Source organism: Microbispora sp. NBRC 16548, assembly GCF_030268985.1.
GTDB lineage: Bacteria > Actinomycetota > Actinomycetes > Streptosporangiales > Streptosporangiaceae > Microbispora > Microbispora catharanthi.
This window is the reverse complement of record NZ_BSSF01000013.1, coordinates 188,532-214,092: the sequence shown is the minus strand read 5'-3', so window position 1 is coordinate 214,092 and position 25,561 is coordinate 188,532. Positions and strand designations below refer to the sequence as shown.

The window sequence follows — 25,561 nt, the reverse complement described above, 5'->3', positions numbered from 1 at the left end:
CCATGCGCTTCGTCGACGAGTACCGCGACGCGGACAAGGCGCGGGCGCTGTCCGCCAGGATCGCGAGCCTGTGCGAGCCGGGCCGGGCCTACAAGTTCATGGAGGTGTGCGGCGGCCACACCCACACCATCTACAAGCACGGGCTGGAGGACTACCTGCCCGAGACGATCACGCTGGTGCACGGCCCCGGATGCCCGGTCTGCGTGATCCCGATGGGCCGCGTGGACGACGCGATCCACATCGCAGAACAGCCGGACGTGATCATGACGTCGTTCGGGGACATGATGCGGGTGCCGGGCGGGCGCGGGTCGTTCTTCGACTCCACGGCCCAGGGCGCCGACATCCGCATGGTCTACTCGCCGCTGGACGCCCTGAAGATCGCCCGGCGCGAACCGGACCGCCAGGTGGTCTTCATGGCCATCGGCTTCGAGACCACCGCGCCGTCGACCGCCATGACCGTGCTGCGCGCGGCGGCCGAGGGCGTGCGGAACTTCTCGGTCTTCTGCAACCACGTCACGATCATCCCCGCGATCAAGGCGATCCTGGACTCGCCCGACCTGCGTCTCGACGGCTTCATCGGGCCCGGCCACGTCTCCACGATCATCGGCTGCCGGCCGTACGAGTTCATCGCCCGCGGCTACGGCAAGCCGCTGGTCGTGGCGGGCTTCGAGCCGCTGGACATCCTCCAGTCGGTCTACATGCTGCTGCTCCAGCTCGCCGAGGGCCGGTCGGAGGTCGAGAACCAGTACGCCCGGGTCGTGCCGTGGGCGGGCAACATCCGTGCCCTGCGGGCCGTCAACGAGGTGATGGAGCTGCGGCCCTACTTCGAGTGGCGCGGCCTCGGCTTCATCTCCCACTCGGCGCTGCGCATGCGCGAGAAGTACGCGGCGTACGACGCGGAGCGGCTGTTCGACATACCCGGCAGCCGGGTGGCCGACCCCAAGGCCTGCCAGTGCGGCGAGGTGCTCAAGGGCGTGCTCAAGCCGTGGGAGTGCAAGGTGTTCGGCACGGCCTGCACGCCGGAGACGCCGATCGGCACCTGCATGGTGTCGTCCGAGGGCGCCTGCGCGGCCTACTACAACTTCGGACGGTTCTCCCGCCAACGGGTGAGGGAGGCGACCCGGTGACAGAGACGACCCGTGAGCAGCAGGTTCTCGAACGCATCGACCGCGCCCGGCAGCGGAAGGCCCGCGTACGCGAGGAGCGCATCACGATGGCCCACGGCGCCGGCGGCAAGGCGACCCAGACGCTGATCGAGGCGGTCTTCCTCGACGCGTTCCGCAACCCGCTGCTCGAGCCGCTGGAGGACGGCGCGGTGTTCGGCGCGGGCGGCGCGCGGCTCGCGTTCACGACCGACTCCTACGTGGTCTCCCCGCTGTTCTTCCCCGGCGGCGACATCGGCGACCTGGCCGTCAACGGGACCGTGAACGACCTGTCGGTGTGCGGGGCCCGGCCGCTGTACCTGTCGGCCGGCTTCGTCCTCGAGGAGGGGTTCCCGGTCGAGGACCTGCGGCGTATCAGCGCGTCGATGGCGCGGGCCGCCGCGGCGGCGGAGGTGTCGATCGTGACCGGGGACACCAAGGTGGTGCAGCGCGGCAAGGCCGACGGCTGCTACGTCACCACGGCCGGCGTGGGACTGCTGGAGCGGGACGCGCGCCTCGGCGTCGCACACGCCCGTCCCGGCGACGCCGTCCTCGTGTCCGGCCCGATCGGCGAGCACGGTGTCACGATCATGCTGGCGCGGGGCGAGCTGGACATCGAGGCCGACGTGACGTCGGACACCGCTCCCCTCAACGGCCTGATCGCCGCCCTCCAGGCCGCTGTCGGCGAGGGAGTGCGGTGCCTGCGGGACGCGACCCGGGGCGGCGTCGCGACGATACTGAACGAGATCGCCCGCGCCGCCGGTGTCGCCGTCGTGGTCGAGGAGGACGCCGTGCCCGTACGGCCGGCCGTACGCGGGGCCTGTGAGCTGCTGGGCATCGACCCGCTCTACGTCGCCTGCGAGGGCCGGATGGTCGCGGTCGTGGACGGGGACGCGGCCGAGTCCGCGCTCGCCGCACTGCGGGGCCACCCGCTCGGCGCGGGCGCCGCGATCGTCGGCCGCGTCCGGGACGATCCCCCGGGCCTGGTGCTGCTGAAGACCGCCTTCGGCGGCACCCGGATCATCGACGTGCTGGTCGGCGACCCGTTGCCGCGGATCTGCTGACCCGCCGCTGCCCGCGGGCGACCAGGGCGGCTAGCCCATCGGCTGGCCCTGGTGGGGGCGGCGCGTCCGGAGCATGAAGAACACGGCAGCGGCGCCGAGTGCGGTGAGCAGGGCGACGCCGCAGAGGGTCACCCGCCACCCGTCGGTGAACGCGGCCTGTTCGTGAGCGGCGACGTCGCCCGCGGCGATTCGTGCCGCCGCGACGGCTGAGCCGGTCTTGGCGCCGATGACACTGACCAGCACCGCGCCGAACACCGCGATGACCAACGCCTCGGCCGTGCCACGCACGGTGTTGAGGAATCCCGCCGCCACTCCGACGCGGTCGGGTTCGACGGCGTTCATGGCCTGGCCGTCGGTGATCCCGAACGACAGTCCCATCCCGACGCCGATCAGCAGCAACGGGCCGAGCAGCGCGAGCGTCCCGATCCCCGGGTGAAGCACGGTCAGCCAGGCGTTGCCCGCCGCGACCAGGGCCAGCGCCGCGGTGATCAGAGCGCGTCCGGGCACACCCCGGGTCACCAACCAGCCGCCCAGCGGCGGGACGACCAGGACAGGGGCGGTCAGCATGAGCATCATCACGCCCGCCTCGCTCGCCGGGACTCCGTTCACGCCCTGCACGTAGGTGGGCAGGAAGACCAGCACGCCCAGGAAGCCGACCGAGGTCGCCAGGGTCCCCAGGCACCAGCCCATGAACGACACGTTCCCTACCAGCGTCAGGTCCAGGACCGGGCGATCGCTGCGGCGTTCCACCAGGGCGAAGGCCACCAGCAGCACGGCTCCCGCCGCCAGCGCGCCGAACACCGGCGCTGCGCCCCAGCCCTGCTCGGGCCCCCTCATGACGCCGAACATCAGCAGGGCCAGCCCGCCGACGAAGGTCGCGGCCCCGGCGCGGTCCACGCGCGGGCGTTCGGCGGCCCGCGACTCGGGGGCGAACCTGCTGCCCGCCAGGACCAGCAGGCCGACGGCGACGTTCACGCCGAAGGTGCCACGCCAGCCGAACTCGCCGATCAGCCAGCCCGACAGGCTCGGGCCGATCGCGATGCCGACGCCCGCCATGGTGCCCATCCCGGCGAAGGCGCGCGTACGGGCCGCGCCCTCGAACGTCGCCGCCAGGATCGCGGCGCCCGCCGCCATCATCCCGGCGGCTCCCACCCCGGCCAGCAGCCGTGCCGCGTTCAGCACCCAGATGCCGTCCGCGATCGCGCTGGCCAGCGCCGCCACCGTGAACAGCACCGCACCGAGGGTGAAGACGCGGCGGCGGCCGAAGAGATCGGCCAGCGAGCCGCACACGAGCGTGAACGCCGCGAAAGTCAGGTTGTAGCCGGCGACCACCCACTGCAGGGACCCAGCCGACACGCCCAGGTCGCCACCGATGCGCGGGACCGCCACCGCGGTGCCCGCGATCGACATGGCCAGCGCCAGGACGCCGAGCAGCACGGTGGCGGCGGTCACCGGCGGGCTCACCCGTCCCGCACGTCGTGCGGCGATGCTGATGGTGCTCACAACGTCCTCCCCTAGTCGTCGATGGGCACCATCCTGGAACCTCAAGTTAAGTTGAGGTCAAGCTCTTTGGGAGGATCTCGATGGCGAAGCTGAATCCGGCCGATCTGCTGACAGTGGGCGAGGTGTCGCGACGTACGGGGGTCGCCGTCAGCGCCCTGCGCTTCTACGAGGCACAGGGGCTGATCTTCTCCCAGCGGACGGCCGGGAACCAGCGGCGCTACTCACGGCACATGATCCGCCGCGTGTCGCTGATCCAGGTGGCGAAGCGGCTGGGCATCCCGCTGCGGGACGTGGCGGAGGTCTTCCGGGACCTCCCCCATGACCGCAAGCCCACCAGGAGAGAGTGGGAACGCATCGCGCGCGCCTGGTCCGCCGACCTGGAGATGCGCCGCGCCGCTCTCGAACGGCTCCAGCGCGAGCTCACCAACTGCATCGGGTGCGGCTGCGTCTCCATGAGTGCCTGCCGGCTGCTCAATCCGTACGACGAGCTGGCGAGCCAGGGTCCCGGCCCGCACCGGCTCGACCCCCTTCCCGCCGACCCCGACTGAGATGACGGTCAAGGGATGACGGTCAAGGGAGACAGCCGCGGGCCGCGGCGACGGCGGCCTGACCGAGGCTGACTCCGCCGTCGTTCGGGGGGACGCGGTGGTGGGTGAGCACCGTGAAGCCGCGCTCCTCCAGCAGGGTCACGGCCCGGCCGAGCAGCAGCAGGTTCTGGAACACGCCGCCCGACAGGGCCACCGTGGACAGGCCCGTGGCGTGCCGGATCCACGCGCATCCGGCGGCCACGATCCCGGCCACGGCGTTGTGGAACCGCGCGGCGACGACGTCGCGCGGGACACCCCCGCGCAGATCGTCGGCGACCGCGCGGACCAGCTCCGCGCCCGGGACGGCGAACCGCGTGCCCGAGGGAACGAGGCCGCAGGGATAGGCGTCGTCCACCGCGGGGTCGGCGAGCTGCTCGAACTCGACCGCCGCCTGGCCCTCGTAGGTGATCGTGTCGCGGACGCCCGCGATCGCCGCCACCGCGTCGAACAGGCGGCCCATGCTGGAGGTGGGGGGCGCGTTCCCGCCCCGGCGGGCCAGCGCGACGACGGCCGCCCACTGCCCGGCGTTGCGGCGTACGACGTCCAGGTCCTCGGGGACGTCTCCGTCGTAGGCGAGATCGAGGTAGGCGGCCGCCATGCGCCAGGGCTGCCGGATCGCGGTCGCGCCCCCGGGCATCGGCACCGGCGTCAGGTGGCCCGCCCGTTCGAAGCCGGCCAGGTCGGCGACGAGGAACTCGCCGCCCCACAACGTGCCGTCCGAGCCGTAGCCGAGGCCGTCGAAGGCCACCCCTGCGACCGGCCCGGCGACACCGTTGTCCGCCAGACAGGAGGCGACGTGGGCGTGGTGGTGCTGCACGCCGACGAGGTCCGCGTCCTGATCGAGGGCCCACTTCGTGGACAGATATTCGGGGTGCAGGTCGTGGGCGACCACCTCGGGCGTGATGTCGAACAGCCGCCGGAAGTGCTCGACGCCCTCGGTGAACGACCGCAGGGTCTCGTAGTTCTCCAGGTCGCCGATGTGGTGGGAGACGAACGCACGGTCATCCTTGACCAGGCAGAACGTGTGCTTCAGCTCGGCGCCGCAGGCGAGCACGGGCCGGCGGGCCGCCCGGGCGAGCGGCAGCGGGTGCGGCACGTATCCCCGCGACCGCCTGATCGGCAGGTCGCGGCCCCGGAAGACCCGTAGGACCGAGTCGTCCGTACGGATGTGGATGGGGCGGTCGTGAGTGAGGAAGGCGTCGGCGATGCCTCCGAGCCGTTCCAGAGCGTCGTCGTCCCGGTAGGCGATGGGCTCGTCGGAGACGTTGCCGCTGGTCAGCACGATGGGCCGGCCCAGCGCCCGGAGCAGCAGATGGTGCAGCGGGGTGTAGGGCAGCAGCACGCCCAGCCACCGGTTGCCCGGTGCTACAGACGGTGCTACAGACGGCGCGCCGGGCAGGCGCCGCAGCAGCACGACGGGGCGGGCGCAACCGGTCAGCAGGCGCTCCTCGGCCGGGTCCACCACGCACAGCCGCCGCACCGCGGCCACGTCGCCCGCCATCACCGCGAAGGGCTTGTCCTCGCGATGCTTGCGCGACCGCAGCGCCGCCACGGCGGGCTCGTCCGCCGCGAGCGCCGCCAGGTGATAGCCGCCGAGTCCCTTGACCGCCAGCACGCCGCCCTCCCGCAGCAGCCTCACGGCGCGCTCCAGCGGGTCGTCGCCGCCGCCGGGGCCGACGAAGCGCAGCCGGGGCCCGCAGGCGGGGCAGCACACGGGCTGGGCGTGGAAGCGCCGGTCGGCGGGGTCGTGGTATTCCCGTGCGCAGTCCGCGCACATCGGGAAACCTGCCATCGTCGTGTTGGCCCGGTCGTAGGGCACGTCGCGGACGATGGTGAAGCGCGGGCCGCAGCCGGTGCAGTTGGTGAAGGCGTAGCCGCACCTGCGGTCGGCCGGGTCGGTCAGGTCGCGCAGGCAGGCGTCGCAGGTCGCCGTGTCCGGCGAGACGAGCGCGTGCCGGTCCCCGCCGGCCGCGCTCGGCGCGATCACGAAGGTCCTGCGGCCGGTGACGGGCGCGGGGCCCGTGCTGATCCGCTCGATGACCGCCAGCGGCGGCGGGTCGCCGGTCAGCGCGGCGAGGAACTCCTCGACCGGCGCGCTGCCGCCCTCGACCTCGATGAAGACTCCGCGCTCGTCGTTGCCGACCAGCCCGGCGAGGCCGAGCCGCATGGCGAGGCCGTACACGAAGGGCCGGAAGCCGACCCCCTGCACGATCCCCTCGACCCGGACGGCGACGGCACGCCTGCTCACCTGCCCATTGTCTCAGCCGGGCAGGGATCTCAGTTGGGCCGGGATCTCAGTTGAGCCGGGATCTCAGTTGGGAAGGTCGAGCACGTCGTCGAGGGCGACGACCTCGATCAGATGGCGCAGGTAGGGGGTGAGGGCGACGATCCGGAAGGCCGTCCCGCGCTCCTCCGCGTCACTGTAGGCGTTCATCACGACGGCCATGCCCGATGAGTCGATGAAGTTCAGCCCCGCCAGGTCGAATTCGAGCACGTCGACGCCTTCTGCGAGCGTCTTGGCCACCTCGGCGGACGCGTCCTGCGCGGTGGTGTAGTCGAGCTCGCCGGTCATCACCAGGCGTGCCGCGCCGGGCTCGGGAGTGAGCGACTCGACCTGCAACGGGGGCGTGTCCTGCATCAGACGCTCGTCTCTGTTCGCTGATCCGCACAGCACGTCTGTGCCGCGACGACGCCCTCGTTCAGCAGCACCCGGGCGTGGGGGCAGTCTGTGAGTACGTCATGGAAGACACGCAGCCCGAGCACGACGGACTCCGCAGGCACCTTCCTGGCCACCAGCACCTGGCAGGTCCAGGTGACGAAATCGGTGAACAGCGCGGCGTCGTGGACGTACACCGCGGCGATCAGGAAGTCGGCGATGTGACCGAGATCCTCGGCGGTGTGCTCCAGTTGCCGCGCGCTGTAGCCGCCCATCGGGGCGTACGCCTCCTTGAGCGTGTCCATGACGCGGGCCAGCAGGTCGGCGCGGTGCCGGGCCAGGTACGCGTACTCCTCGCCACCGAGATGAACCGCGGCGTCGCCGTGGCCGTCGTGGGCGGCGGGGAAGGACGGCAGCCCGGCGGCGAGCCGGTCGGCCGCCGCGTCGGCGGAGGGTGCCCACGCGTCCGCGCCGAGCAGGCGGGCGAAGCGGCCGTCGACGCCGAACCCGGCCCCGCCGGCCAGCACGGGGATGCCCACGGCCTGGCAGGCCGCGATGGTGGCGTGCGCGCGGGGCAGCCGGGTCGGCAGCGTGCAGCCGAGCGCGACCACCTCGGGCCCGGTCTGGTGCAGGTGTGTGATCAGGTGCGGGCCGGGCACGCTGGCCCCGAGGAAGTCGACGTGCCATCCCCGCAGCCGAAGCACCTCCGCCATGATGCGGGTGGGCAGCGCGTGATACTCGCCGTCGGCGCAGGCGACGGCCACCCGGCCGCGGGTCGCCGTGGGCCGGACGCGCCCGCTGACGGCGGCCACCACGCGCTCGCTCACCGCGGTCGCTCCGTGCTCGCGCGCCACCGACCACTCGTTCGACGCCCACAGCTCGCCCACCCGGCGCTGGCCCGGGGCGACGATCCGCAGCAGCACGTCCTCGGCGGGGACGCCCTCGTCGATCAGGCCCAGGACCAGGTCGACCGCGGCGTACTCGTCGGCCCGGCCGATCAGGTCCAGGTAGCGTCCGGTGGCGGCCTCCAGGTCCTGAGTCATCACGATGTCTCCGTCCGTCCCGTCCCCGCGCGTACGGCGAGCAGGGCGCGGTCGTCCTGCTGCGCGCCGCCGCCCGGGCCGCCGCCCAGCCACTCGGTGCTGAGCTGCTCCAGCCGCTCCACCAGGGCCTCGACCGGCATTCCGGCGCAGGTCGCCAGCGCCTCCTTCAGCCGTTCCTCGCCGAACATCTCCCGGCCGCTCGGGCCGCCGAACGCCTCGGTGATGCCGTCGCTGTACAGCAGGCACACCTCGCCGGGCGCCAGGTCGAGCGTGACGGGCCGCAGGGTGATCCTCTTCAACGCACCGAGGATGGAACCCCGGACCGCGACCTCCTCCACCGTGCCGTCCCGGCGCAGGACCAGCGGCGCCGGGTGCCCGGCCACGGCCAGGTCCACCAGCACGTGATCGCAGGGTGCGGTCCGCAGCGCCGCGAGGATCATCGTGACGTAGGAGTTCGGCGACGGGGAGGCGAGCAGCGACCGGTTGAGCAGTTCGAGCAGCCGGTCGGGACGGCTTTCCAGCAGCAGCAGCGTACGCAGGCTGTGACGGACCTGACCGGCCAGGACCGCCGCGCGGGCGCCCTTGCCGCAGACGTCGCCCAGGATGACCAGCGGCGGCCTTTCCACGATCCCGCTGTCGGGCGTCGGGTCGGGCAGGTAGACGTCGTAGAAGTCGCCGCCGATGGCGCCCGCCTGCTGGGAGGCCCGCAGCCGGCCGGCCAGCCGCATGCCCTCGATCTCCGGCAGTTCGGGCGGCAACAGGTCGCCGGTCAGGATGGCGTTGATCGTGCTCTGCTCCCGGAACAGGGATGCCGCCGAGATCGCGGCGCCGGCCCGGGTCGCGAGGTCGCGCGCCATCACCTGGTCGTCATCGTCGAACGGCGGCCGTCCGGCGCGGCGGGCGAGCGCGATCGCCCCGGCGGGCACGCCGTTGCCGGGCAGCGGGAGCACCAGCAGGTGGCCGGCCGGACCGAACCCCTCCGGCAGCAGCCAGTCCGGCGCGCCGCCCGGGTCCTGTTGTCCTGCGACGCCGTGCCGCAGGCCCGCGAGCGCGTCGGTCAGGCCGGGCACCTCCGCCGCCGCTGCGGCCGGCAGGGCGCCCTCCTCCCGGCCGTACCGGCCGGAGACGGCGCGCACCCACTCCATCCGGCGGCGGGAGGTGGGCGGCAGCAGCACGATCGCCATGTCGGACAGGAATTCGGCGCCCAGCTCCGTCGCGGCCCGGGCGCACCGGTGCGGGTTGAGCGAGGCGGACAGGCGACGGCCGGCCTCCAGCAGGAACTCGGTGCGCCGCGCCGCGCTCAGGTCGGTGAGGTACCAGGCGAGCCGGCCGCCGCTGACCGCCTCCGCGCGAATCCGGATCGCCCGGCCGCCGTGGATCACGGTCCGGCCCTCGGGGGCCGACGGGACGGAGTCGAGCGGCGCGGGTGCGGGCAGGCACGGCTCGACCCCCGGCACCAGGCGGTCCGCCGCCGCGTTGGCCAGCGTCACGACGCCGTTCGCGTCGCACAGCACGATGCCCTCGCCGCTGCCTTCGAGCAGCGCCGCCATGAGGTCGGGGACCAGGTCGGCCGAACCTGCGACGCCTTTCACCCGTGCGTTCCCGTCATGGCCGCGTCCCCCGATTCCTGTTCGTCGCTCCAGACTACCTTTGCCCCAAAATCGGCAGGATGACGATGGGCCGGGGTCGTGCTCCGGCCCGCGGCGGGGACGGCGGCGAGGACGGCTGCGGCCCGGCGCGCCGCGCCGGGGCCTGCTCCGCCCCCCTATTCGGCCCGGATGTTGTCGATATGGAAGGTGCCGGGGCTCACCCAGACGAACATGCCACGCACGTCCTTGAGGTCCTCCGTCGTGCAGGACATCGCCGAGGTGAGGTCGATCTCCACCGTCCCCGTGCCGTCCTGGTTCTGCCAGCCCCAGGTGGACTGGCACCAGGCCCAGCCGGAGCCGGTCTGCAGCGCGACACTGGTCGAGGTGCCCGCGGCCCCCGTCTTGATGTCGTACTTCAGCGTGCCCTTGGCCGACAGATCGACGGGCTCGGGGAAGGCCGCGCCGAACCAGCCGCCGCCGGTCGCGTCCACCCGCAGCCCGTGGGTGCCGTCGGTGGCCCACTCGGCGGACTGGGCGACCGCGCCGGCGTCGCTCTGCCAGTTGCCGGGCGCCCAGCCCTGCACGCCGTCCTCGAAGGAGAACAGCCTGATCGCCGCGCCCGGGTCGGGCTTGACGGTCACCGTGATCGTGGCGGTGCCGGACCACCGCAGCAGGCTGTCACGCACCCGGTAGGTCGCCGTGGCCCGGCCGCTGAAGCCCTCCGCGGGGGTGAAGGCGACCGTCCCCGACGCGTCGGCGGTGAACGTGCCGCCGGTCACCGTCAGGCTCGCCTGACGGCCCGCCGTGGCCGGGTCGAGGTCGAGCGTCTCCGGCCTGATCCTGGCGAGGTAAGCGATGTCGTTGGCGGTGGCGTTCACCGTGACCGGCGTGCCGAAGGCCGTGACGGCCGTGTCGTCGTCGGCCACCGGCGGGAAGAGCGGCAGCCGGCCGCGGATCGCCGCCGAGGCGTTGGTGATCGTCGTGCACACCGGGCCGGGGCAGTAGACGGTGAAGCCGTCGTAGTCGGGATAAAGCGTGCCGTCGTCCTGCGTGCCCGCGATCAGCCAGTACAGGAAGCCCGCGCCGCCGCCGGACACGAACGCGTCCGTCCACTCCCGGTAGACGGGGTTGCGCTCGGCCTTGCTCAGCAGGCCGAACTCGCCGAGCATCACCGGCCTGCCGATCCTGCGGCCGTCGGCGAGGTGCTTCTTGATCCAGGTCGTCCCCCAGGCGGCGTCCTTGCCCCATCCGTCCGGATAGAGGTGCAGGGACATCAGGTCCATCTTCGGCAGCTTCGCCAGTGCGACGGTGTCCACGCCCTCGCCGCAGTTGTCGGTCCAGTCGGAGCCACCGGGATCGGTGCAGTAGAAGCCCTCGTCACCCGCGCCCACCAGGTGCCTGGCGTCCATCGACTTGATGTGCCGGGACATCTCGTCCGCCCAGGCCGTGACGGTGGCCGTGGTGCAGCCGGGCGAGGTCGGGTAGTTGCCCGACCCCTTGCATCGGGGTTCGTTGGCCAGCTCCCAGGCCATGATCGTGGGGTCGTCCTTGTAGGCGACGCCGGTCAGCGTGTTGACCCGGTTGAGCAGGTGGCTGATCCAGTCCTTGAACCAGCCCTTGATCGTCGGGTTCGTGTAGAAGTCGTCGTGATACTGGCCCTTGGCCCAGCGGACGTACTGGTCCATGCCGCCGTAGGCGTTCCAGTTGTTGACGAACGGGATGACCAGCTTGATCCCGGACTGCCTGGCCTTCCACAGCACGTAGTCGAGGTGCTCCAGGCCGTCCGCCCCGTCGTTGTAGGCGGGTTCGGTCCCATCCCAGTAGTGGAAGTAGACGCCGTCCGCCTTGCCCTGGATGGAGTCGGACCCGTCCTGGCCGCCGATGTCCAGCGACCCCCAGTTGCGGATCACGGACAGGTCGGCGGCCTTCGCGCGGGCGAACACGTCGTCCACCATCGCGTGCGGCTTGTACATCAGGTAGTAGTTGTTGGCCCCGGCGAAGCGGAAGGGCTTGCCGTTCAGCGTGAGGCGGGCGCCCGCGCGTTTGACGAAGCCGGAATCCCCGGTCGCGGCGCTCGCCGTGGCCGGCGCGGCCGTCAGCCCCGCGAGCACGGCGGCCAACACGGCAGCCGTACGCAGTCCTCTCATCGACGCTCCTTGTGGTCGGGGAGGCCCGGGCCGGTCAGGTGCCCGGGTCGTCGTCCTGCAACAGGACGAGGGCGGCGGCGCCGAACAGTCCGGCGTCGCGGCCCAGGGAGGTCGGGTCCACCCGCAGGCGCCGCAGGAAGCCGAGCCCGGCGTTCCTCTCGATCGCCTGCCTGAGCGGGTCGAACAGGATCGGCCCCGCAGCGGCCACGCCCCCTCCGATGACGACGTGGTCGAGGTCGAACAGGGCGGACGCCGTGAGCACGGCGGTGGCCAGCGCGTCGGCCGCGCGCCGGAAGGCGAGTGTGGCGGTGGGGTGCCCGGCCCGGGCGTCGGCGGCCAGCGCCCGCGCGTCCTCACCGGTCCAGCCGTTCGCGGCGGCCCACCGGACCATGCCGGGCCCGCTCGCGATGGTCTCGACGCAGCCGACGCCGCCGCAGGGGCACGGCTCGCCGCCGGGGTCGACCGTGATGTGGCCGATGTGCCCGGCGTTGCCGGTCGGGCCGACGTACGGCACGCCGTCGAGGACGAAGCCCCCGCCGACGCCGGTGGAGACCACCATGCCGAGCATGGCCCGGCTCCGCGCCGCACCGTCCTCGCTCAGGCCGCGCCACCACTCCCCGAGCGCCATGCACTGGGCGTCGCCCGCGAGCCGTACGGGCCGGCCGGGCAGCACCTGGCCGAGCGTGTCCACCAGCGGGAACTCGCGCCAGGCCGGGATGTTCACCGGGCTGACGGTGCCCCTGCGCGGGTCGAGCGGCCCGGCCGAGCCGACCCCGATCCCGTCGAGGCGGGCGGGCGGCACGCGCTCGGTGATCCGGCCCACGACCTCCGACAGCGTCCGGTCGGCCGATCCCGGGCCGCTCAGCGGCACCTCGGCGCGGGCCAGCATCTCGCCGTCGGGTGCGACGGCCGCGGCCGCGAACTTCGTGCCGCCGATGTCCACCGCGAGGACGGTCATCGCCGGGTCCCCGGCCACTCAACCACGCTGACTCCCGCCTCGTGCCTGACGAACGCGCCACTTAACCGGATAAGGCCCGGCCAAGGTATTCGGTGGGCGACCACCACGTCAACGGGCGATCACCGGCGTGATCCTCCCGCGACCTTCACGAGTCCCGACCCGGGCGAGAAAGCGCAGCCAGGAACGGGTGAGCGGCCCTTCGCGGGGTACGCCGCGACGGATCGGCCGAACCGGTTCAGTGGAGAAAGGTTCACCACGACAGGGGGTATCCATAATTCCGATGGGTTAGGTAGGGTTAGCGGGTGCATTTCGACTACACCATGGCGATCGGCTCGTTCCTGGTCGCCGTCGTCGTCGGCCTCACCGGGATGGGCGGCGGCGCCCTGATGACGCCCATGCTCGTGACGTTCTTCGGCGTGCCGCCCCTCGCCGCCGTCTCCAGCGACCTCGTCGCCGCCGCCGTCATGAAACCGGTGGGCAGCCTCGTGCACCTGCGCCGGGGGACGGTCAACCTGCGACTCGTCGCCTGGCTGTGCGCCGGCTCGGTCCCCGCGGCGTTCTGCGGAGTGCTCATCGCCCGCGCCCTGGGCAAGGGCGAGGCCGTGCAGGAGGTGATCCAGAAGGGCCTCGGCATCGCCCTGCTCATCGCGGCCGGGGGCCTGGCCGTACGCGGCTACCTCGCGATGCGCGACCGCGCCGAGGGCCGCACCCCCGCGACCGGCCGCCGCACCGCCGCGCCCGGCGAACCGGCCTCGACCGAGATGCCCTCCGTCGCCGTACGGCCGCTGCCGACCGCGCTGGTGGGGGCCGTCGGCGGGCTGGTGGTCGGCATCACCTCGGTCGGCTCCGGCTCCCTGATCATCGTGGCCCTGCTGGCGCTCTACCCCGCGTTGAAGGCCAACCAGCTGGTCGGAACCGACCTGGTCCAGGCCGTGCCACTCGTCATGTCGGCCGCGCTCGGACACCTGCTGTTCGGCGAGTTCACGCTGTCGGTCACGGTCGCGCTGCTGGTGGGCTCCATCCCCGGCGTCTACCTCGGCTCGCGGATCTCCTCGCGCGCCCCCGGCGGGCTGATCCGCCGCGTCCTGGCGTTCGTGCTGCTCGCGTCGGCGCTGAAGATGTTCGGCGTCGGCAACACCCAGACCGTCTGGGCGCTGGTCGCCGTGCTGCTGCTCGCGCCGGCCTTCTGGATGGTCCTGCGTGTGCGGTGCGGCCTGCCCGCGCTCCCCTGGAGGCGGGAGGCTCAGGCCGCCGGGAGGTGACGGCGCAGGAAGTCCATGGCCAGCCCCCACGCCGTACGGCCCGCCTCCGGGTTGTGGAACATCGGCGCGAAGAAGTTGTGGAAGGCGTGGCCGGCCTCCTCCTGGACGTGGACCTCCGCGTTCGGCCGTCCGGCCGCCGCCTCCTCCACGACCGCCACCCTGTCTCGGGGGATGTAGGGGTCCCGGCCGCCGAAGTGGAACTGGATCGGGCAGCGGACGTCGCCCATCAGCTGCGGCGCGTCCGGCACGGCCGAGCCGTAGAAGGACACCACGGCCGACAGGTCGCTCCCGCCGGCGCGGGCGGCGACCGCGTAGGCCAGCGAGCCGCCGAGGCAGAAGCCCAGCGCGCCGGTCCCGCCCGTCACCTCGGGCCGCGCCGCGAGCGCGGCCAGCGCGGCGGCGCAGTCGTCCGCCCCCTTCTCCGGGTCGAAGTCCGCCGACAGCTCCAGCGAGGCCCGCAGCCCCTCCTCGTCGTGCGCGGCGGCCCAGCCGGGCCGCAGCCGCCAGAACAGGTCCGGCACGCCCACGACATAACCGAGCTCGGCGAGGTCGGCGGCGATCGCCCTGATGTAGTCGCTCACGCCCCAGATCTCCGGGATCAGCAGCAGCCCCGGGCCGCTCCCCCGCTCCGGAATCCACAGGCGCAGGTCGAAGCCGCCGTCCGCGACCGTCACCGTCTGCGTGCGCTCGGGCATCGTTCCTCCCATCCGCGTGCCGACGGCGATCATCTCACGCCTGAAGATCGCGCAGGGCGGGGAGGAGCTCCTTCTCCGACCACTCGAAGAACTCCCGCTGGCGCTCCCGTCCGACCTGCACGAGCGCGAGGTGGGTGAAGCCGGCCTCGGTGTACTGCCGAACGGCCTCGACCACGGCGCCGACGTCCGCGCCGCAGGGCACCTTCTCCGCCACGTCCTGCGGCCGTACGGTCTCGGTCGCGGCGGCGAAGTTGACCGGCGCGGGCAGCTCCGACATGACCTTCCAGCCGGCCACCGACCAGCGCCACAGGCGGTGCGCCCGCTCGACCGCGGCGTCCTTGTCGGGGTCGTAGCAGACGGCCAGCTGGCCGTAGACGGGCTTGCTCTCGCCGCCGGACGCGGCGAACTTCCCCACCAGCGCCCCGTCCGGGTCGGTCGCCACGAGGCCGTCGCCGAGCTCGGCCGCGATGTCCACCGACTGCTCGCCGGACGCGGCGACCGCGATGGGCACCGGCCGTTCCGGCAGGTCGAACAGCCGGGCCGAGTCGATGTCGAAGTACTCGCCGCGGTAGTTGCGGTAACCGCCCTGGAAGAGCTCCTTGATGACCTCGATGGCCTCGCGGAACATCTCGTGCCGGGTGTTGACCGGCGGCCAGCCGTGCCCCACCACGTGCTCGTTCAGGTTCTCGCCCGCGCCCACGCCGAGGGTGAAGCGGCCGTCGCTGAGCACTCCCATCGTGGCCGCCTTCTGCGCCACCACCGCCGGGTGGTAGCGCATGATCGGGCACGTCACATATGTCATCAGCGGCAGCCGTTCGGTGGCCTGCGCCGCCGCGCCCAGCACCGACCAGGCGTACGGAGAGTGGCCCATCTCCTCAAGCCACGGGAAGTAGTGGTCGGAGATGACCGCGTAGTCGAAGCCCACGCGCTCGGCGGTGACCGCGTCCTCCACCAGCTCCTTCGCGGGCGTCTGCTCGCACATAAGGGTGAAACCGATCTCTGCCATACGGCCACCCCTACCCATGTCCGCGCCGGTCAGACGGCGCGGTGGTACTGGTCGGGCCGGCGCCCGGCCGCCCCCAGCTCGCGCGCCGCGAGGTTCGGCCAGTAGGGGTTGCGCAGCAGCTCACGGCCGAGCATGACCGCGTCGGCCCGCCCGGAGGCGACGATCTCCTCCGCCTGGCGCGGCTCGGTGATGAGGCCGACGGCCGACGTGGGCAGGTCGGTCTCCGCCTTCACCCGGGCCGCGAACGGCACCTGATATCCCGGCTCCACGGGGATCCGGGCCTTCGGCGCGTTGCCGCCCGTCGAGACGTCGAGCAGGTCCACTCCGTGGGCGAGCAGCTCCTTGGCCAGCCGCACGGTGTCGTCGGCCGTCCAGCCCTCGCGGGGGTCCTCGGGGTTCTCGCTCAGCCAGTCGGTGGCCGAGACCCGGAAGAACACCGGCAGCTCGTCCGGCCACTCGGCGCGCACCGCGTCGACCACCTCCAGCGCGAAGCGGGCGCGGCCGGCGAAGGAGCCGCCGTACGCGTCAGTGCGCCGGTTGCTGAACGGCGACAGGAACTCGTGGATCAGGTAGCCGTGGGCGCCGTGGATCTCCACCACCCGGAAGCCGGCCGCGAGCGCGCGGCGCGCGGCCGCCGCGAAGCCGTCCACCAGCCGCCGGATGTCCGCCTCGCTCAGCTCGTCCGGCACCGGGTGGCCCTCGTCGAACGGGATCGGGCTGGGCGCGACCGGCCGCCATCCGTGGTCATCGGGGCCGACAGGCGCGCCGCCGCGCCACGGACGGTCGGTGGACGCCTTGCGCCCGGCGTGGGCGAGCTGGATGCCGGGCACCGCGCCGTGCTCGGTGAGGAACCGGGTGATGCGGCCGAACTGTGCTTGTTGGCCCTCGTTCCACAGCCCGAGGTCGGCGGGGCTGATCCGGCCCTCGGGGGACACGGCGGTGGCCTCGACCATGATCAGCCCGGCCCCGCCCACCGCCCGGGAGCCGAGATGGGTGAGATGCCAGTCGGTGGGCACGCCCTGCCCCGGCCCCTCCACGGCCGCGCTGTACTGGCACATCGGCGACATCCAGACGCGGTTGGGAATGGTCAGGTTCCGCAGGGTCAAGGGCTCGAACAACGCGCTCACGTCGCGCTCCTCTCATCGGGACCCTTGTACGATAGCTGTCGTAGTACGCAATCTGTCAAACTACGAAGACCTTCGTACAAGAGGAGGCCCGATGACCCCTCAGCCCCGGACGCTCGACCATCCGGACCGGTCCGAGATCCGGCTGGAGGACGTGCTGCACGCGCTCTCCGACCCCGTACGCCTGCAGGTGGTGCGCTTCCTGGCCGCCGGCGGCGAGTCCTCCTGCTCGGCGATCGACCTCGCGGTCAGCAAGTCGACGACCACCCATCACTTCCGGGTGCTCCGCGAGGCGGGCGTGATCAGGCAGGTCTACCGGGGGACCGCAAAGATGAGCTCCCTGCGCCGCGAGGACCTCGACGCCCTCTTCCCCGGCCTGCTCGACACCGTGGTCACCGCGTACGACGCCCAGCGGGCCAGGCTCTCGTAACTGCCCAAATCAACTTGACCAGTTACGCCTCTTTGCCGTACCTTTGTAACTGCCAAAGAAATTTAAGACAGTTACAACGGCGACCTGGACGGTAATGATGTTCTACGACTACTCCCTGGCCACCGAGCGCGTCACCGAGTTGCACCGCGAGGCCGACAACGCACGCGTCGCCAGCCGCCTGGTCGCGGCCCGGCGCTGGTCGCGCCTCGCGTCCTGGGCGCAGCGTCAGGCCCAGAGGGCGAGCCACGACCTGGGCTGACGGCCGTCACCGCGTCGGTCCGGAAGGGAAGGGCCGATGCGTACGACACGCGACATCCGCACCGCGGTGGTGAAGCCGGTCATCGCCGCCCTCATGGAGGACGCGGGCACCGGCCTCGACTACGGCACCCGGCCCGACCGCCTGCCGGGCCTGATCACTCCCCTTGACCGTTTCTTCGTCCGCAACCACGCCCCGACCCCCCGTCTCGACGCGAGAACCTGGACGCTGCGCGTCGAGGGCGGCGGTGTGCGCCGCACCGTCCGTTACACCTACGACGACCTGTGGCGCCTGTTCCCGCTCGTGTCCGTCGTCCGCACCCTGGAGTGCGCGGGCAACCGGCGCGCCCTCTTCGGCGCGGAGCACGGCCACCGCTTCGGCGGGGTGCAATGGGGCCGCGGCGCGATCGCGACCGCCGAGTGGACCGGGATCCCGCTGCGCGACCTGCTCGAACCGGCGGGCCTGACGGACGCCGCCGTCGAGGTCCTGCCCGAAGGGCTCGACGAGGCGCGCGGGCGCCGCCCGATGCCCCTCGCCAAGGCCCTGGCCCCCGACACCCTGCTCGTGCTCGCCATGAACGGCGAGATCCTGCCGCCCGACCACGGCTTCCCCGCCCGCGTGGTGGTCTCCGGCTGGCTCGGCGCGGCGAGCATCAAGTGGGTGGGCCGGATCGAGGTGTCCGACCGGCCGCTGCGCGTGCCGTGGAACACCGAGGACTACGTGATCGTCGCCCCCGGCCGGCCGGCCGTGCCGATCACCTCCACGCCGGTCGCGAGTCTGATCGAGTTGCCCTGGCCCGGGCGACTGCACCCGGGCCCGCAGACGATCCGCGGCCGGGCGTACGCCGGGGAGGACCGCGTCGCCACCGTCGACTACCGGATCGACGACGGCCCCTGGCGGCCTGCCGCCCTCGACGGGCCCGACCTCGCGGGCGTCTGGACCCGCTGGCGGTTCCCCTGGGATCCCTCCCCCGGCGCGCATGTCGTGCGGGTGCGGGCCACCGACGAGCACGGCCGCTCCCAGCCCGAGGCCACCCCCTGGAACGACCTCGGCTACTGCCACAACTCGGTGCTCCCCCACCCCGTGCTCGTGGCCTGACGGGGCTCAGGGGACGAGCACCACCTTGCCCGTGGTCGCGCGGGTCTCCAGGGCGGCGTGCGCGGCGGCGGCGTCCTTGAGCGGGAAGCTCTGCACCAGCGGGACCAGCGCGCCCGACCCCGCGGCCGCCAGCGCCCGCTCCTCCAGGCCCCGCAGGCCGCCCGGCCGCTTCAGCACCCGGGGGCCGACCGCCACAGCCGCGGTGATGCCGCGCGCGTACAGGTCCTCCGTGGTCAGCGCGGTCGGGCCGCCCTGCGCGTCCGCCCAGCCGAACAGCACGATCCTGCCGCCGACCCCGAGCAACTCCAGGGTCGTGCGCCCGAGGTCCCCGCCGACGCCGTCGAGCGCCAGGGTGACCTCCCGGTCGCCGAGGATCGCCCTCACCTCGTCGGGCCAGCCGGGAGCGGTGTAGTCGACGGCGTGGTGTGCCCCCAGCGTCAGCACCCGGCGGGTCTTCTCCTCGCCGCCCGCGAGCCCGACGACCGTGGCGCCGGCCCCCACCGCCGCCTGCACGAGCAGATTGCCGATGCCCCCGGCCGCCGCCGTCACCAGGACGACGTCGTCCGCCCGGATCTCCGCGACGTCGAGGATGCCCATGGTCGTCCGGCCGGTGCCGATCATCGCCACCGCCTCGCCGTACCCCAGACCGTCCGGGATCTCGTGGATCGCCGAGGCGTCCCGTACGGCCAGTTCGGCATAGCCGCCGGGAGCCATGCCGAGGTGGGTCACGACCCGCCTGCCGATCAGGCCGGGATCGGCCCCGGTGCCGACGGCGTCGACGACCCCGGCGACCTCCCGGCCGGGGATCGTGGGCAGGCCGGGGACGGGGATCGGGCCGCCGGCGTACTTCCCGGCCCGCAACGTGGTGTCGACCAGGTGCACCCCCGCCGCCCGTACGGCCACGCGGACCTGGCCGGGCCCCGGCTCGGGATCCTCGACCTCCTCGTAGACGAGATTCTCGGCGGGGCCGAATGCGTGAAGTCGAATGGCGTACATGTGTCCCGTTATAGAGCTCCGAACCACGTCCCCACATCGGGCGATGGTCCTAGGTCTCACGCGGCCCGATAGGTGGAGTCACAGAGTTATGGCGTTCTTCGTTGGGTTTTTTCCCGGCGGCCCTTATGCTCGCACCAAGTCCTCTTTACTACCGTGAGTGAGGAGATGTTGCGTGGCTGATGACGCGCCGCCACCCGGTATCGATGCGCGCGTCCCCAATCCCGCGCGCATGTACAACTACTTTCTCGGCGGAAAGGACAATTTCGCGGCCGACCGGGAAGCCGCCGAGCGGGTCATGCAGGTCGCGCCCGAGGCCCCCGCGCTCGCCCGCCGCAACCGCGCCTTCCTGCGCCGGGCCGTACGCCACCTGGTGGCCGAGGCCGGGATCCGGCAGTTCGTGGACATCGGCACCGGGCTGCCGAGCGAGGGCAGCGTCCACGAGGTGGCACACGAGATGGACCCCGGCGTCCGGGTGGCGTACGTGGACAACGACCCGGTCGTGCTCGCGCACTCCCGGGCCCTGTTGTCGGGCACCGCCGCCACCACCGTCACCGTGCAGGGGGACCTGCGGCGCCCCGAGGAGATCCTGGCCGAGCCGGAGCTGCGGTCAGTGATCGACCTCGCGGAGCCGGTCGCGATCCTGCTCGTGGCCGTTGTGCACTTCCTCTCCGACGACGACAAGCCGACCGAGCTCGTGGCCCGCCTCAGGGAGTCCGTCGCCCCGGGAAGCCACCTCGTGCTGTCGCACGTCACCGACGAGGAACGGGCCGGCGACGCCCGCGAGGGGGCGGCCGTCTACCGGCAGGCCAGCAGCGGTGTCACGCTGCGGAGCCGCGAGCAGATCCACGAGCTGTTCGACGGTTTCCAGCTCATCGAACCGGGGCTCGTCCCGCTCGACGACTGGCGGCCCGACGACGAGAACCTGCTCGCCCGGCAGGCCCGCCGCCACCTGCCCACGTGGTTCCTCTGCGGGGTCGGGCACGCGCTCTGAAAAGGCCGTGAATATTGTGTTACGTCCTGTGTGTACTTGTTTCTTCCTTTAGGTGTGATACGCCAGGCTATGCGGCATGCTCAAGCGCACCAGGCTGTTCGGGCAGAAGACCCGAATCACTTTCACCCTGCCCGTTGACGAGCCCTCGGGGACGGTCAGCGTGGTGGGCGACTTCAACGAGTGGCTGCCCGGCCGCCACGAACTGCTGCGGCGCAGGAACGGCACCCGCACCGTGTCGGTGATCCTCCCGCCCGGCGCGCACCGGTTCCGCTACCTCGCCACGGGCGGCGTGTGGTTCGACGACGACAGCGCCGACCACGTGGACGAGCAGGGCAGCGTGCTGCGTCTCTGACTGTTTCTCCGGCCGGAAGCAGGGCAGACGGGGAAACCATGAAGGCAGTTACCTGGCACGGCAAGCGCGACGTACGGGTGGAGGAGGTCCCCGACCCGGCCATCAAGGAACCCACCGACGCGATCATCCGGGTCACCACGACCGCGATCTGCGGCTCCGACCTGCACCTCTACGAGGTGCTCGGCCCGTTCATCGGCGAGGGCGACGTCCTCGGCCACGAGCCGATGGGCATCGTCGAGGAGGTCGGCGCGGAGGTCACCCACATCTCCCCCGGCGACCGCGTCGTGATCCCGTTCAACATCTCGTGCGGCCACTGCTACATGTGCGACCGCGCGTTGTACGCCCAGTGTGAGACCACCCAGGTCCGTGAGTACGACACGGGCGCCGCGCTCTTCGGCTACACGAAGCTGTACGGCGAGGTGCCCGGCGGCCAGGCGCAATACCTACGCGTCCCGCAGGCGCACTTCGGGCCGATCAAGGTGCCGGACGGGCCGCCGGACGAGAGGTTCGTCTATCTCTCCGACGTGCTGCCCACCTCCTGGCAGGCCGTCGAGTGGGCCGAGGTGCCCGACGGCGGCAGCGTCACGGTCTTCGGCCTCGGCCCGATCGGGCAGATGTCCGCCCGCATCGCACGCCACCGCGGCTACCGGGTGATCGGCGTGGACATCGTCCCCGAACGCCTGGAGACGGCCCGGCGGCACGGCATCGAGGTGATCGACGGGAACGAGACCGACGAGGTGCCCGAGGCGATCCGGTCGATGACCGGGGGCCGGGGCACCGACTCGGTTATCGACGCCGTCGGCATGGAGGCGCACGGCTACACCGTGGGCAAGCTCGCCCAGACGGTCACCGGGATGCTGCCCGACAAGGCCGCCGCCGCCATGATGACCCGCGCCGGCCTCGACCGGCTCGCCGCCCTGCAGGACGCCATCGAGACCGTACGCCGCGGCGGCACGATCTCGATCAGCGGTGTGTACGGCGGGATGACCGACCCCATGCCCATGCTGCAGCTGTTCGACAAGGGCGTCACGCTCAGGATGGGCCAGGCCCACGTCAAGCGGTGGGTGGACGATCTCATGCCGCTCCTCACCGGCGACGGCGATCCCCTGGGGGTCGAGGACCTGGCGACCCACCGCCTGCCGCTCGACCAGGCCCCGCACGGCTACGAGATCTTCCAGAAGAAGGAGGACGGCGCGATCAAGGTGCTGCTCAAGCCCTGACGGCCGCGGCCCGCCTGACCCGGCCGCGTACGGCGGTGCCGAGGAAGACCGCCCCGAACACCAGGCCCACGAACAGGGCGATCGAGGCCCCGGTCGCGACGTTCCACTGCGTGGAGACCCACACGCCCGCAAGGGCGCACGCGACCCCGATCGCGGCGGCGAGCGGGAACAGCGGCGCGAGCCTGTCGGTGAGCAGGCGGGCGGTCGCGGCCGGGCCCACGATCAGCGCCACGGCCAGGATCGTCCCCAGCGCGGGCACCGTGGCGACCACGGTCACCTCGACGACCGCGAGCAGCGCGAAGTCCAGCAGCACGGTGGGCAGCCCGAGCGCCGCCGCCCCCACCGGGTCGAACGCCGCGAGCAGCAGTTCCTTGCCCACCAGGGCGAGCAGGAGCAGCACGCCCGCGGCCACGGCGGTGGTCGCCACCAGGTCGCCCGTGCCGACGGCGAGGACGTCGCCCACCGTGTAGGCCGCCAAGTCCTTGGTGAAGCCGTCCTGGGCCGACACCAGCACCACGCCGAGCGCGAAGCCGCCCGACAGCGCGATGCCGGTGGCCGTGGTGAAGTCCTGCCCCCGGCCCCGGCCGAACACGAGGACGGCGGCGACCACCAGCAGCCCGAACAGCCCGCCGCCGAGGTAGAGGTTCACCCCGAGCAGGGCGGCGACGACGATGCCGGGGAACGTCGCGTGCGTGAGGGCCATCGTGAAGAACGGCAGCCGCCGCGCGATCACGAAGACCCCGACCACCCCTCCCAGCGCGCCGACCAGGACGGCCTCGACGAGGGCCCGGTGGACGGTGGAGTCGAGCCAGTTCACGCCGCCTCCAGGACCGAGCGGCGACGGGCCCGGCTCAGGCCCGCCTTCCTGCGGACGAACCCGGCGGCGTGGGCCAGGCCGTACATCGCCACCAGGACGAGCACCACGGTCGCGCCGGAGGCGAGCCTGACGCCGTATCCGACCGACGCCTCGTAGCTCACGACGAGCCCGAGCCAGCCGGCGGCCGCGCCGACGAGGCAGGCCAGCGGCACGATGACCGCGAGCCGGTCCGACAGGCTGCGCGCCGCCGCGGCCGGCACGATGAGCAGCGCGATCACGAGGACCGTGCCGACCGCCTTGACGGCGGCCACGACGACCAGCGCGACCGCGACGTTCAGCACGAGGTCGAGCAGGCCCACGCGCACACCGGCCGCCTGGGCGCCCTCGGGGTCGAAGGCGCGCAGCAGCAGCGGCCGCCGCAGCACCGCCAGCAACGCCATGACCACGACCGCCACGACGGCGGTCTGCGCGAGCTGCGCCTCGGTGACCGTCAGCACCCGCCCGAACAGGAACGCGGTGAGGTCGGAGGTGAAGCCGGTCTGCCGCGACACCAGCACCACGCCGACCGCGAACAGCGTGGTCAGCAGCATGGCGAGCGCGGCGTCCTCGCTCACCCGGCGGCGCTGGGTGAGCAGCGTGAGCAGGACGGCCGTGACGACCCCGGCGGCCAGCGCGCCCCAGAAGATGCCGCCGTCTCCGGCCATGAGGTGGCCGATGACCACTCCGGGAAAGACGGTGTGCGTCAGGGTGTCGCTGACGAAGGCGAGCCGGCGCAGCAGCACCAGCACGCCGACCGTGCCCGCGAGCGCGCCCAGGACGACCAGTTCGACCAGCGCGCGGGCCATGAACGGCAGGTGGAAGGGTTCGAAGAGAATCATGTCTGGGTCACGATCACGCGGTCGCCGCGCAGTTCGAGCGCGTGCCCGCCGTACGTCGCGCGCAGCCGCTCGGGCGTCAGCACGTCGCCGGTCGGGCCGAACCCGAACTGGTGCCGGTTGAGCAGGCACACCTCATCACAGGCGAGGTGCGCGATGGCGAGGTCGTGGGTGCTGACGACGACGGAGGCGCCCTGCGCCTTCAGCGAGCCGATCGCCTCCAGCAACGCGTGCTGGCTGACCGCGTCCACGCCGTTGAACGGCTCGTCGAGCAGCAGCATCCGCGGCTTGGCGGCGATGGCCCTGGCCATCAGCACCCGCTGGCGCTGCCCGCCCGACAGCGTGCCGAACCGGTCGCGGGCCCGCCCGGCCAGCCCGACCCGCTCCAGGGCGTCGGCCACCTCGGCCCGGTCGGCGGCGGAGGGACGGCGCAGCCAGCCGATCCGCCGGTAGCGGCCCATCATCACCACCTGCTCGACCGACACCGGGAAGTCCGGGTCGAGCGTGTCGGCCTGCGGCACGTAGGCCACGTCGCGGCGGGCCTGCGCCGGGGGCCGGCCCAGCACCTCGATCCGGCCACGCACGACCGGCACCAGGCCGAGCAGCGCCTTGATGAACGTGGACTTCCCGGCGCCGTTCGGACCGATCAGCGCCACGGCCTCGCCCTCGTGGACGACGCCGTCCAGTTCTTCCAGGACCGGGACGTCGCCGTAGGCCACGCTCGCCCGGTCGAGCACCAGGGTCGGCGCGCGCTCACTCATGCGGCGGTCCCCCTCAACGCGTTGACGATGGTGTCGGTATTGTGCTCCTCCATCTGCAGGTAGGTCGCACCGGCCGACCCCTCGGGGCCCAGCGAGTCGCCGTACAGCGCGTCCTCTCCGGCCACGACGGTCACTCCGGCCTCGCGGCCGATCGCCTCGGCCGTCTTGGGCGGCAGCGACGCCTCCGAGAAGATCGCGGCCACGCCGGTGGTCTTGATCTTGGCGACGAGGTCGGACACCTGCTTGGCGGACAGCTCGGCCGAGGTGTCGAAGCTCGGGATGATCGAGCCGACGAACGTCAGCTTGTAACGGTCGAGGTAGTAGCCGAAGGCGTCGTGGTTGGTCACGAGCTTGCGCCGGTCGGCGGGGACCGACTCGATCTTCTTGGCGATCTCGCCGTCGAGCGCGTCCAGCTTCGCGTCGTACGCCGTCCGGTTGGCCTGGTAGGCCGCGGCGTCGCCCGGATCGGCGGCGGCGAACCCCTTCTCGATCGTGGCGGCCATCGTCTTGACGTTCAGCGGGTTGTGCCAGATGTGCGGATCGCCGTTGCGGATCGGTACGCCCTGGGAGGCGTCGACCACGGGCCCGTCGAAACCGGCGGCCGAGATCGTCTCGTCCAGCCATTTCTCCAGGTCCACCCCGTTCTTGACGAGCACGTCGGCCTCGGCGATGGCCTGCATGTCCGCCGGAGACGGCTCGTAGTCGTGGGGATCGACGTTCGGCTTGAGCAACTGGTGGACGCTGACCCGGTCACCGCCGACGTTGCGGGCGAAGTCGGCCACCTGCGTGGTGGTCGCCACCACCTTCAGCGGCTGGGCCGGATCGGAAGGGGAAGGGGGCTTGTCCCCGCCGCCGCACCCGGCGGCGAACAGCACGAGCAGGGCGGCGGACGACAACGTACGGGCGAGCGGCGAGAGCACGACGAATCCTCGAGTCGGCATATCAAAGTCAGTGCATCAGGGGAAACATCCCTTCCAAATGTCTCGCAA

At 72.4% G+C, this 25,561-nt stretch carries 25 protein-coding genes; 10 read left to right on the top strand and 15 right to left on the bottom strand.

All coding sequences use genetic code 11. The annotated features are described in order from the left end of the window. Window positions 1-2: 2 nt before the first annotated feature. Together hypD and hypE are read left to right on the top strand one after the other, a co-directional pair. The gene (gene hypD, locus QSK36_RS31855; RefSeq protein ID WP_285784929.1) at window positions 3-1,127 is read left to right on the top strand and encodes a hydrogenase formation protein HypD; all 1,125 of its coding nucleotides are present in this window, start codon (window positions 3-5) and stop codon (window positions 1,125-1,127) included. Next, complete coding sequence (gene hypE, locus QSK36_RS31850) at window positions 1,124-2,206, top strand: hydrogenase expression/formation protein HypE (protein ID WP_285784928.1); 1,083 nt, start codon at window positions 1,124-1,126, stop codon at window positions 2,204-2,206. Before hypD ends, hypE begins: the two co-directional genes overlap by 4 nt. A gap of 30 nt (window positions 2,207-2,236) precedes the next feature. On the opposite strand, the gene QSK36_RS31845 is transcribed toward hypE, so the two are convergent. After that, the gene (locus tag QSK36_RS31845) at window positions 2,237-3,709 is read right to left on the bottom strand and encodes an MFS transporter (protein ID WP_285784927.1); all 1,473 of its coding nucleotides are present in this window, start codon (window positions 3,707-3,709) and stop codon (window positions 2,237-2,239) included. An 80-nt stretch (window positions 3,710-3,789) separates the two neighbouring features. Here QSK36_RS31845 and soxR point away from each other — a divergent pair, with 80 nt between their 5' ends. Then, complete coding sequence (gene soxR, locus QSK36_RS31840; RefSeq protein WP_183533938.1) at window positions 3,790-4,257, top strand: redox-sensitive transcriptional activator SoxR; 468 nt, start codon at window positions 3,790-3,792, stop codon at window positions 4,255-4,257. A gap of 22 nt (window positions 4,258-4,279) precedes the next feature. Here soxR and hypF read toward each other — a convergent pair whose 3' ends face one another. The 6 genes from hypF to QSK36_RS31810 all read right to left on the bottom strand — a co-directional run bounded on the left by hypF (window position 4,280) and on the right by QSK36_RS31810 (window position 12,707). Then, window positions 4,280-6,544, bottom strand: a complete 2,265-nt coding sequence (gene hypF / locus QSK36_RS31835; protein ID WP_285784926.1) for a carbamoyltransferase HypF — start codon at window positions 6,542-6,544, stop codon at window positions 4,280-4,282. 63 nt (window positions 6,545-6,607) lie between these two features. After that, window positions 6,608-6,934: an STAS domain-containing protein gene (locus QSK36_RS31830; protein WP_182898346.1), complete on the bottom strand. Its 327-nt coding sequence runs from the start codon at window positions 6,932-6,934 to the stop codon at window positions 6,608-6,610. Next, complete coding sequence (locus QSK36_RS31825; RefSeq protein ID WP_285784954.1) at window positions 6,934-7,995, bottom strand: cobalamin B12-binding domain-containing protein; 1,062 nt, start codon at window positions 7,993-7,995, stop codon at window positions 6,934-6,936. Before QSK36_RS31825 ends, QSK36_RS31830 begins: the two co-directional genes overlap by 1 nt. Beyond that, a complete protein-coding gene (locus tag QSK36_RS31820; RefSeq protein WP_285784925.1) occupies window positions 7,995-9,587 on the bottom strand; it encodes a PP2C family protein-serine/threonine phosphatase in 1,593 nt (530 codons plus the stop codon). The genes QSK36_RS31825 and QSK36_RS31820 overlap by 1 nt, the downstream gene beginning before the upstream one ends. Window positions 9,588-9,760: 173 nt before the next feature. Then, window positions 9,761-11,731, bottom strand: coding sequence for a cellulase family glycosylhydrolase (locus QSK36_RS31815; protein WP_285784924.1), 1,971 nt, complete (start codon window positions 11,729-11,731; stop codon window positions 9,761-9,763). 34 nt (window positions 11,732-11,765) lie between these two features. Continuing rightward, window positions 11,766-12,707 carry an ROK family protein gene (locus QSK36_RS31810; RefSeq protein WP_285784923.1) on the bottom strand — a complete coding sequence of 314 codons (942 nt, stop codon included), beginning with the start codon at window positions 12,705-12,707 and terminating at the stop codon, window positions 11,766-11,768. Window positions 12,708-12,991: 284 nt separating this feature from the next. Between QSK36_RS31810 and QSK36_RS31805 the strand changes: the two genes are divergently transcribed. Beyond that, complete coding sequence (locus QSK36_RS31805; protein ID WP_285784922.1) at window positions 12,992-13,951, top strand: sulfite exporter TauE/SafE family protein; 960 nt, start codon at window positions 12,992-12,994, stop codon at window positions 13,949-13,951. Here the strand turns inward: QSK36_RS31805 and QSK36_RS31800 are convergent. From QSK36_RS31800 to QSK36_RS31790, 3 genes are read right to left on the bottom strand one after another with little or no spacing between them, the layout of a single operon-like run. Then, entirely contained in the window at window positions 13,933-14,646 is a 714-nt protein-coding gene (locus QSK36_RS31800) for a dienelactone hydrolase family protein (RefSeq protein WP_285784921.1), read from the bottom strand. The two genes, QSK36_RS31805 and QSK36_RS31800, sit on opposite strands and share 19 nt — an antisense overlap. A 34-nt stretch (window positions 14,647-14,680) precedes the next feature. Next, on the bottom strand, window positions 14,681-15,652 hold the full coding sequence (locus QSK36_RS31795) for an LLM class F420-dependent oxidoreductase (RefSeq protein WP_183533932.1): 972 nt from the start codon (window positions 15,650-15,652) through the stop codon (window positions 14,681-14,683). Window positions 15,653-15,681: 29 nt separating this feature from the next. Continuing rightward, window positions 15,682-16,779, bottom strand: a complete 1,098-nt coding sequence (locus QSK36_RS31790; RefSeq protein ID WP_285784920.1) for an NADH:flavin oxidoreductase/NADH oxidase — start codon at window positions 16,777-16,779, stop codon at window positions 15,682-15,684. A gap of 91 nt (window positions 16,780-16,870) precedes the next feature. Here QSK36_RS31790 and QSK36_RS31785 point away from each other — a divergent pair, with 91 nt between their 5' ends. The 3 genes from QSK36_RS31785 to QSK36_RS31775 all read left to right on the top strand — a co-directional run bounded on the left by QSK36_RS31785 (window position 16,871) and on the right by QSK36_RS31775 (window position 18,560). Beyond that, on the top strand, window positions 16,871-17,206 hold the full coding sequence (locus QSK36_RS31785; RefSeq protein WP_182898340.1) for an ArsR/SmtB family transcription factor: 336 nt from the start codon (window positions 16,871-16,873) through the stop codon (window positions 17,204-17,206). 94 nt (window positions 17,207-17,300) lie between these two features. Further along, window positions 17,301-17,465 (top strand): hypothetical protein, encoded by a 165-nt coding sequence (locus tag QSK36_RS31780; protein WP_182898339.1) that lies wholly within the window; start codon window positions 17,301-17,303, stop codon window positions 17,463-17,465. A 36-nt stretch (window positions 17,466-17,501) separates the two neighbouring features. Next, window positions 17,502-18,560, top strand: coding sequence for a sulfite oxidase (locus QSK36_RS31775; RefSeq protein WP_285784919.1), 1,059 nt, complete (start codon window positions 17,502-17,504; stop codon window positions 18,558-18,560). 6 nt (window positions 18,561-18,566) lie between these two features. Here QSK36_RS31775 and QSK36_RS31770 read toward each other — a convergent pair whose 3' ends face one another. Next, window positions 18,567-19,556: a zinc-binding dehydrogenase gene (locus QSK36_RS31770; RefSeq protein WP_285784918.1), complete on the bottom strand. Its 990-nt coding sequence runs from the start codon at window positions 19,554-19,556 to the stop codon at window positions 18,567-18,569. 172 nt (window positions 19,557-19,728) lie between these two features. Between QSK36_RS31770 and QSK36_RS31765 the strand changes: the two genes are divergently transcribed. From QSK36_RS31765 to QSK36_RS31755, 3 genes are all read left to right on the top strand, one after another. After that, entirely contained in the window at window positions 19,729-20,547 is an 819-nt protein-coding gene (locus tag QSK36_RS31765) for an SAM-dependent methyltransferase (RefSeq protein ID WP_285784917.1), read from the top strand. Window positions 20,548-20,623: 76 nt separating this feature from the next. Continuing rightward, a complete protein-coding gene (locus QSK36_RS31760) occupies window positions 20,624-20,899 on the top strand; it encodes an isoamylase early set domain-containing protein (protein ID WP_183533927.1) in 276 nt (91 codons plus the stop codon). 38 nt (window positions 20,900-20,937) lie between these two features. Then, window positions 20,938-22,119 carry a zinc-dependent alcohol dehydrogenase gene (locus QSK36_RS31755; RefSeq protein WP_183533926.1) on the top strand — a complete coding sequence of 394 codons (1,182 nt, stop codon included), beginning with the start codon at window positions 20,938-20,940 and terminating at the stop codon, window positions 22,117-22,119. Here QSK36_RS31755 and QSK36_RS31750 read toward each other — a convergent pair. The 4 genes from QSK36_RS31750 to QSK36_RS31735 are packed head-to-tail and all read right to left on the bottom strand — an operon-like array spanning window position 22,109 to window position 25,513. Then, window positions 22,109-22,936, bottom strand: coding sequence for a metal ABC transporter permease (locus tag QSK36_RS31750; RefSeq protein WP_139579933.1), 828 nt, complete (start codon window positions 22,934-22,936; stop codon window positions 22,109-22,111). The genes QSK36_RS31755 and QSK36_RS31750 overlap by 11 nt on opposite strands. Further along, on the bottom strand, window positions 22,933-23,814 hold the full coding sequence (locus QSK36_RS31745) for a metal ABC transporter permease (protein WP_285784916.1): 882 nt from the start codon (window positions 23,812-23,814) through the stop codon (window positions 22,933-22,935). The genes QSK36_RS31750 and QSK36_RS31745 overlap by 4 nt, the downstream gene beginning before the upstream one ends. After that, window positions 23,811-24,572, bottom strand: a complete 762-nt coding sequence (locus QSK36_RS31740; protein WP_183533923.1) for a metal ABC transporter ATP-binding protein — start codon at window positions 24,570-24,572, stop codon at window positions 23,811-23,813. Before QSK36_RS31740 ends, QSK36_RS31745 begins: the two co-directional genes overlap by 4 nt. Continuing rightward, the gene (locus tag QSK36_RS31735) at window positions 24,569-25,513 is read right to left on the bottom strand and encodes a metal ABC transporter substrate-binding protein (RefSeq protein WP_285784915.1); all 945 of its coding nucleotides are present in this window, start codon (window positions 25,511-25,513) and stop codon (window positions 24,569-24,571) included. Before QSK36_RS31735 ends, QSK36_RS31740 begins: the two co-directional genes overlap by 4 nt. Window positions 25,514-25,561: the final 48 nt, after the last annotated feature.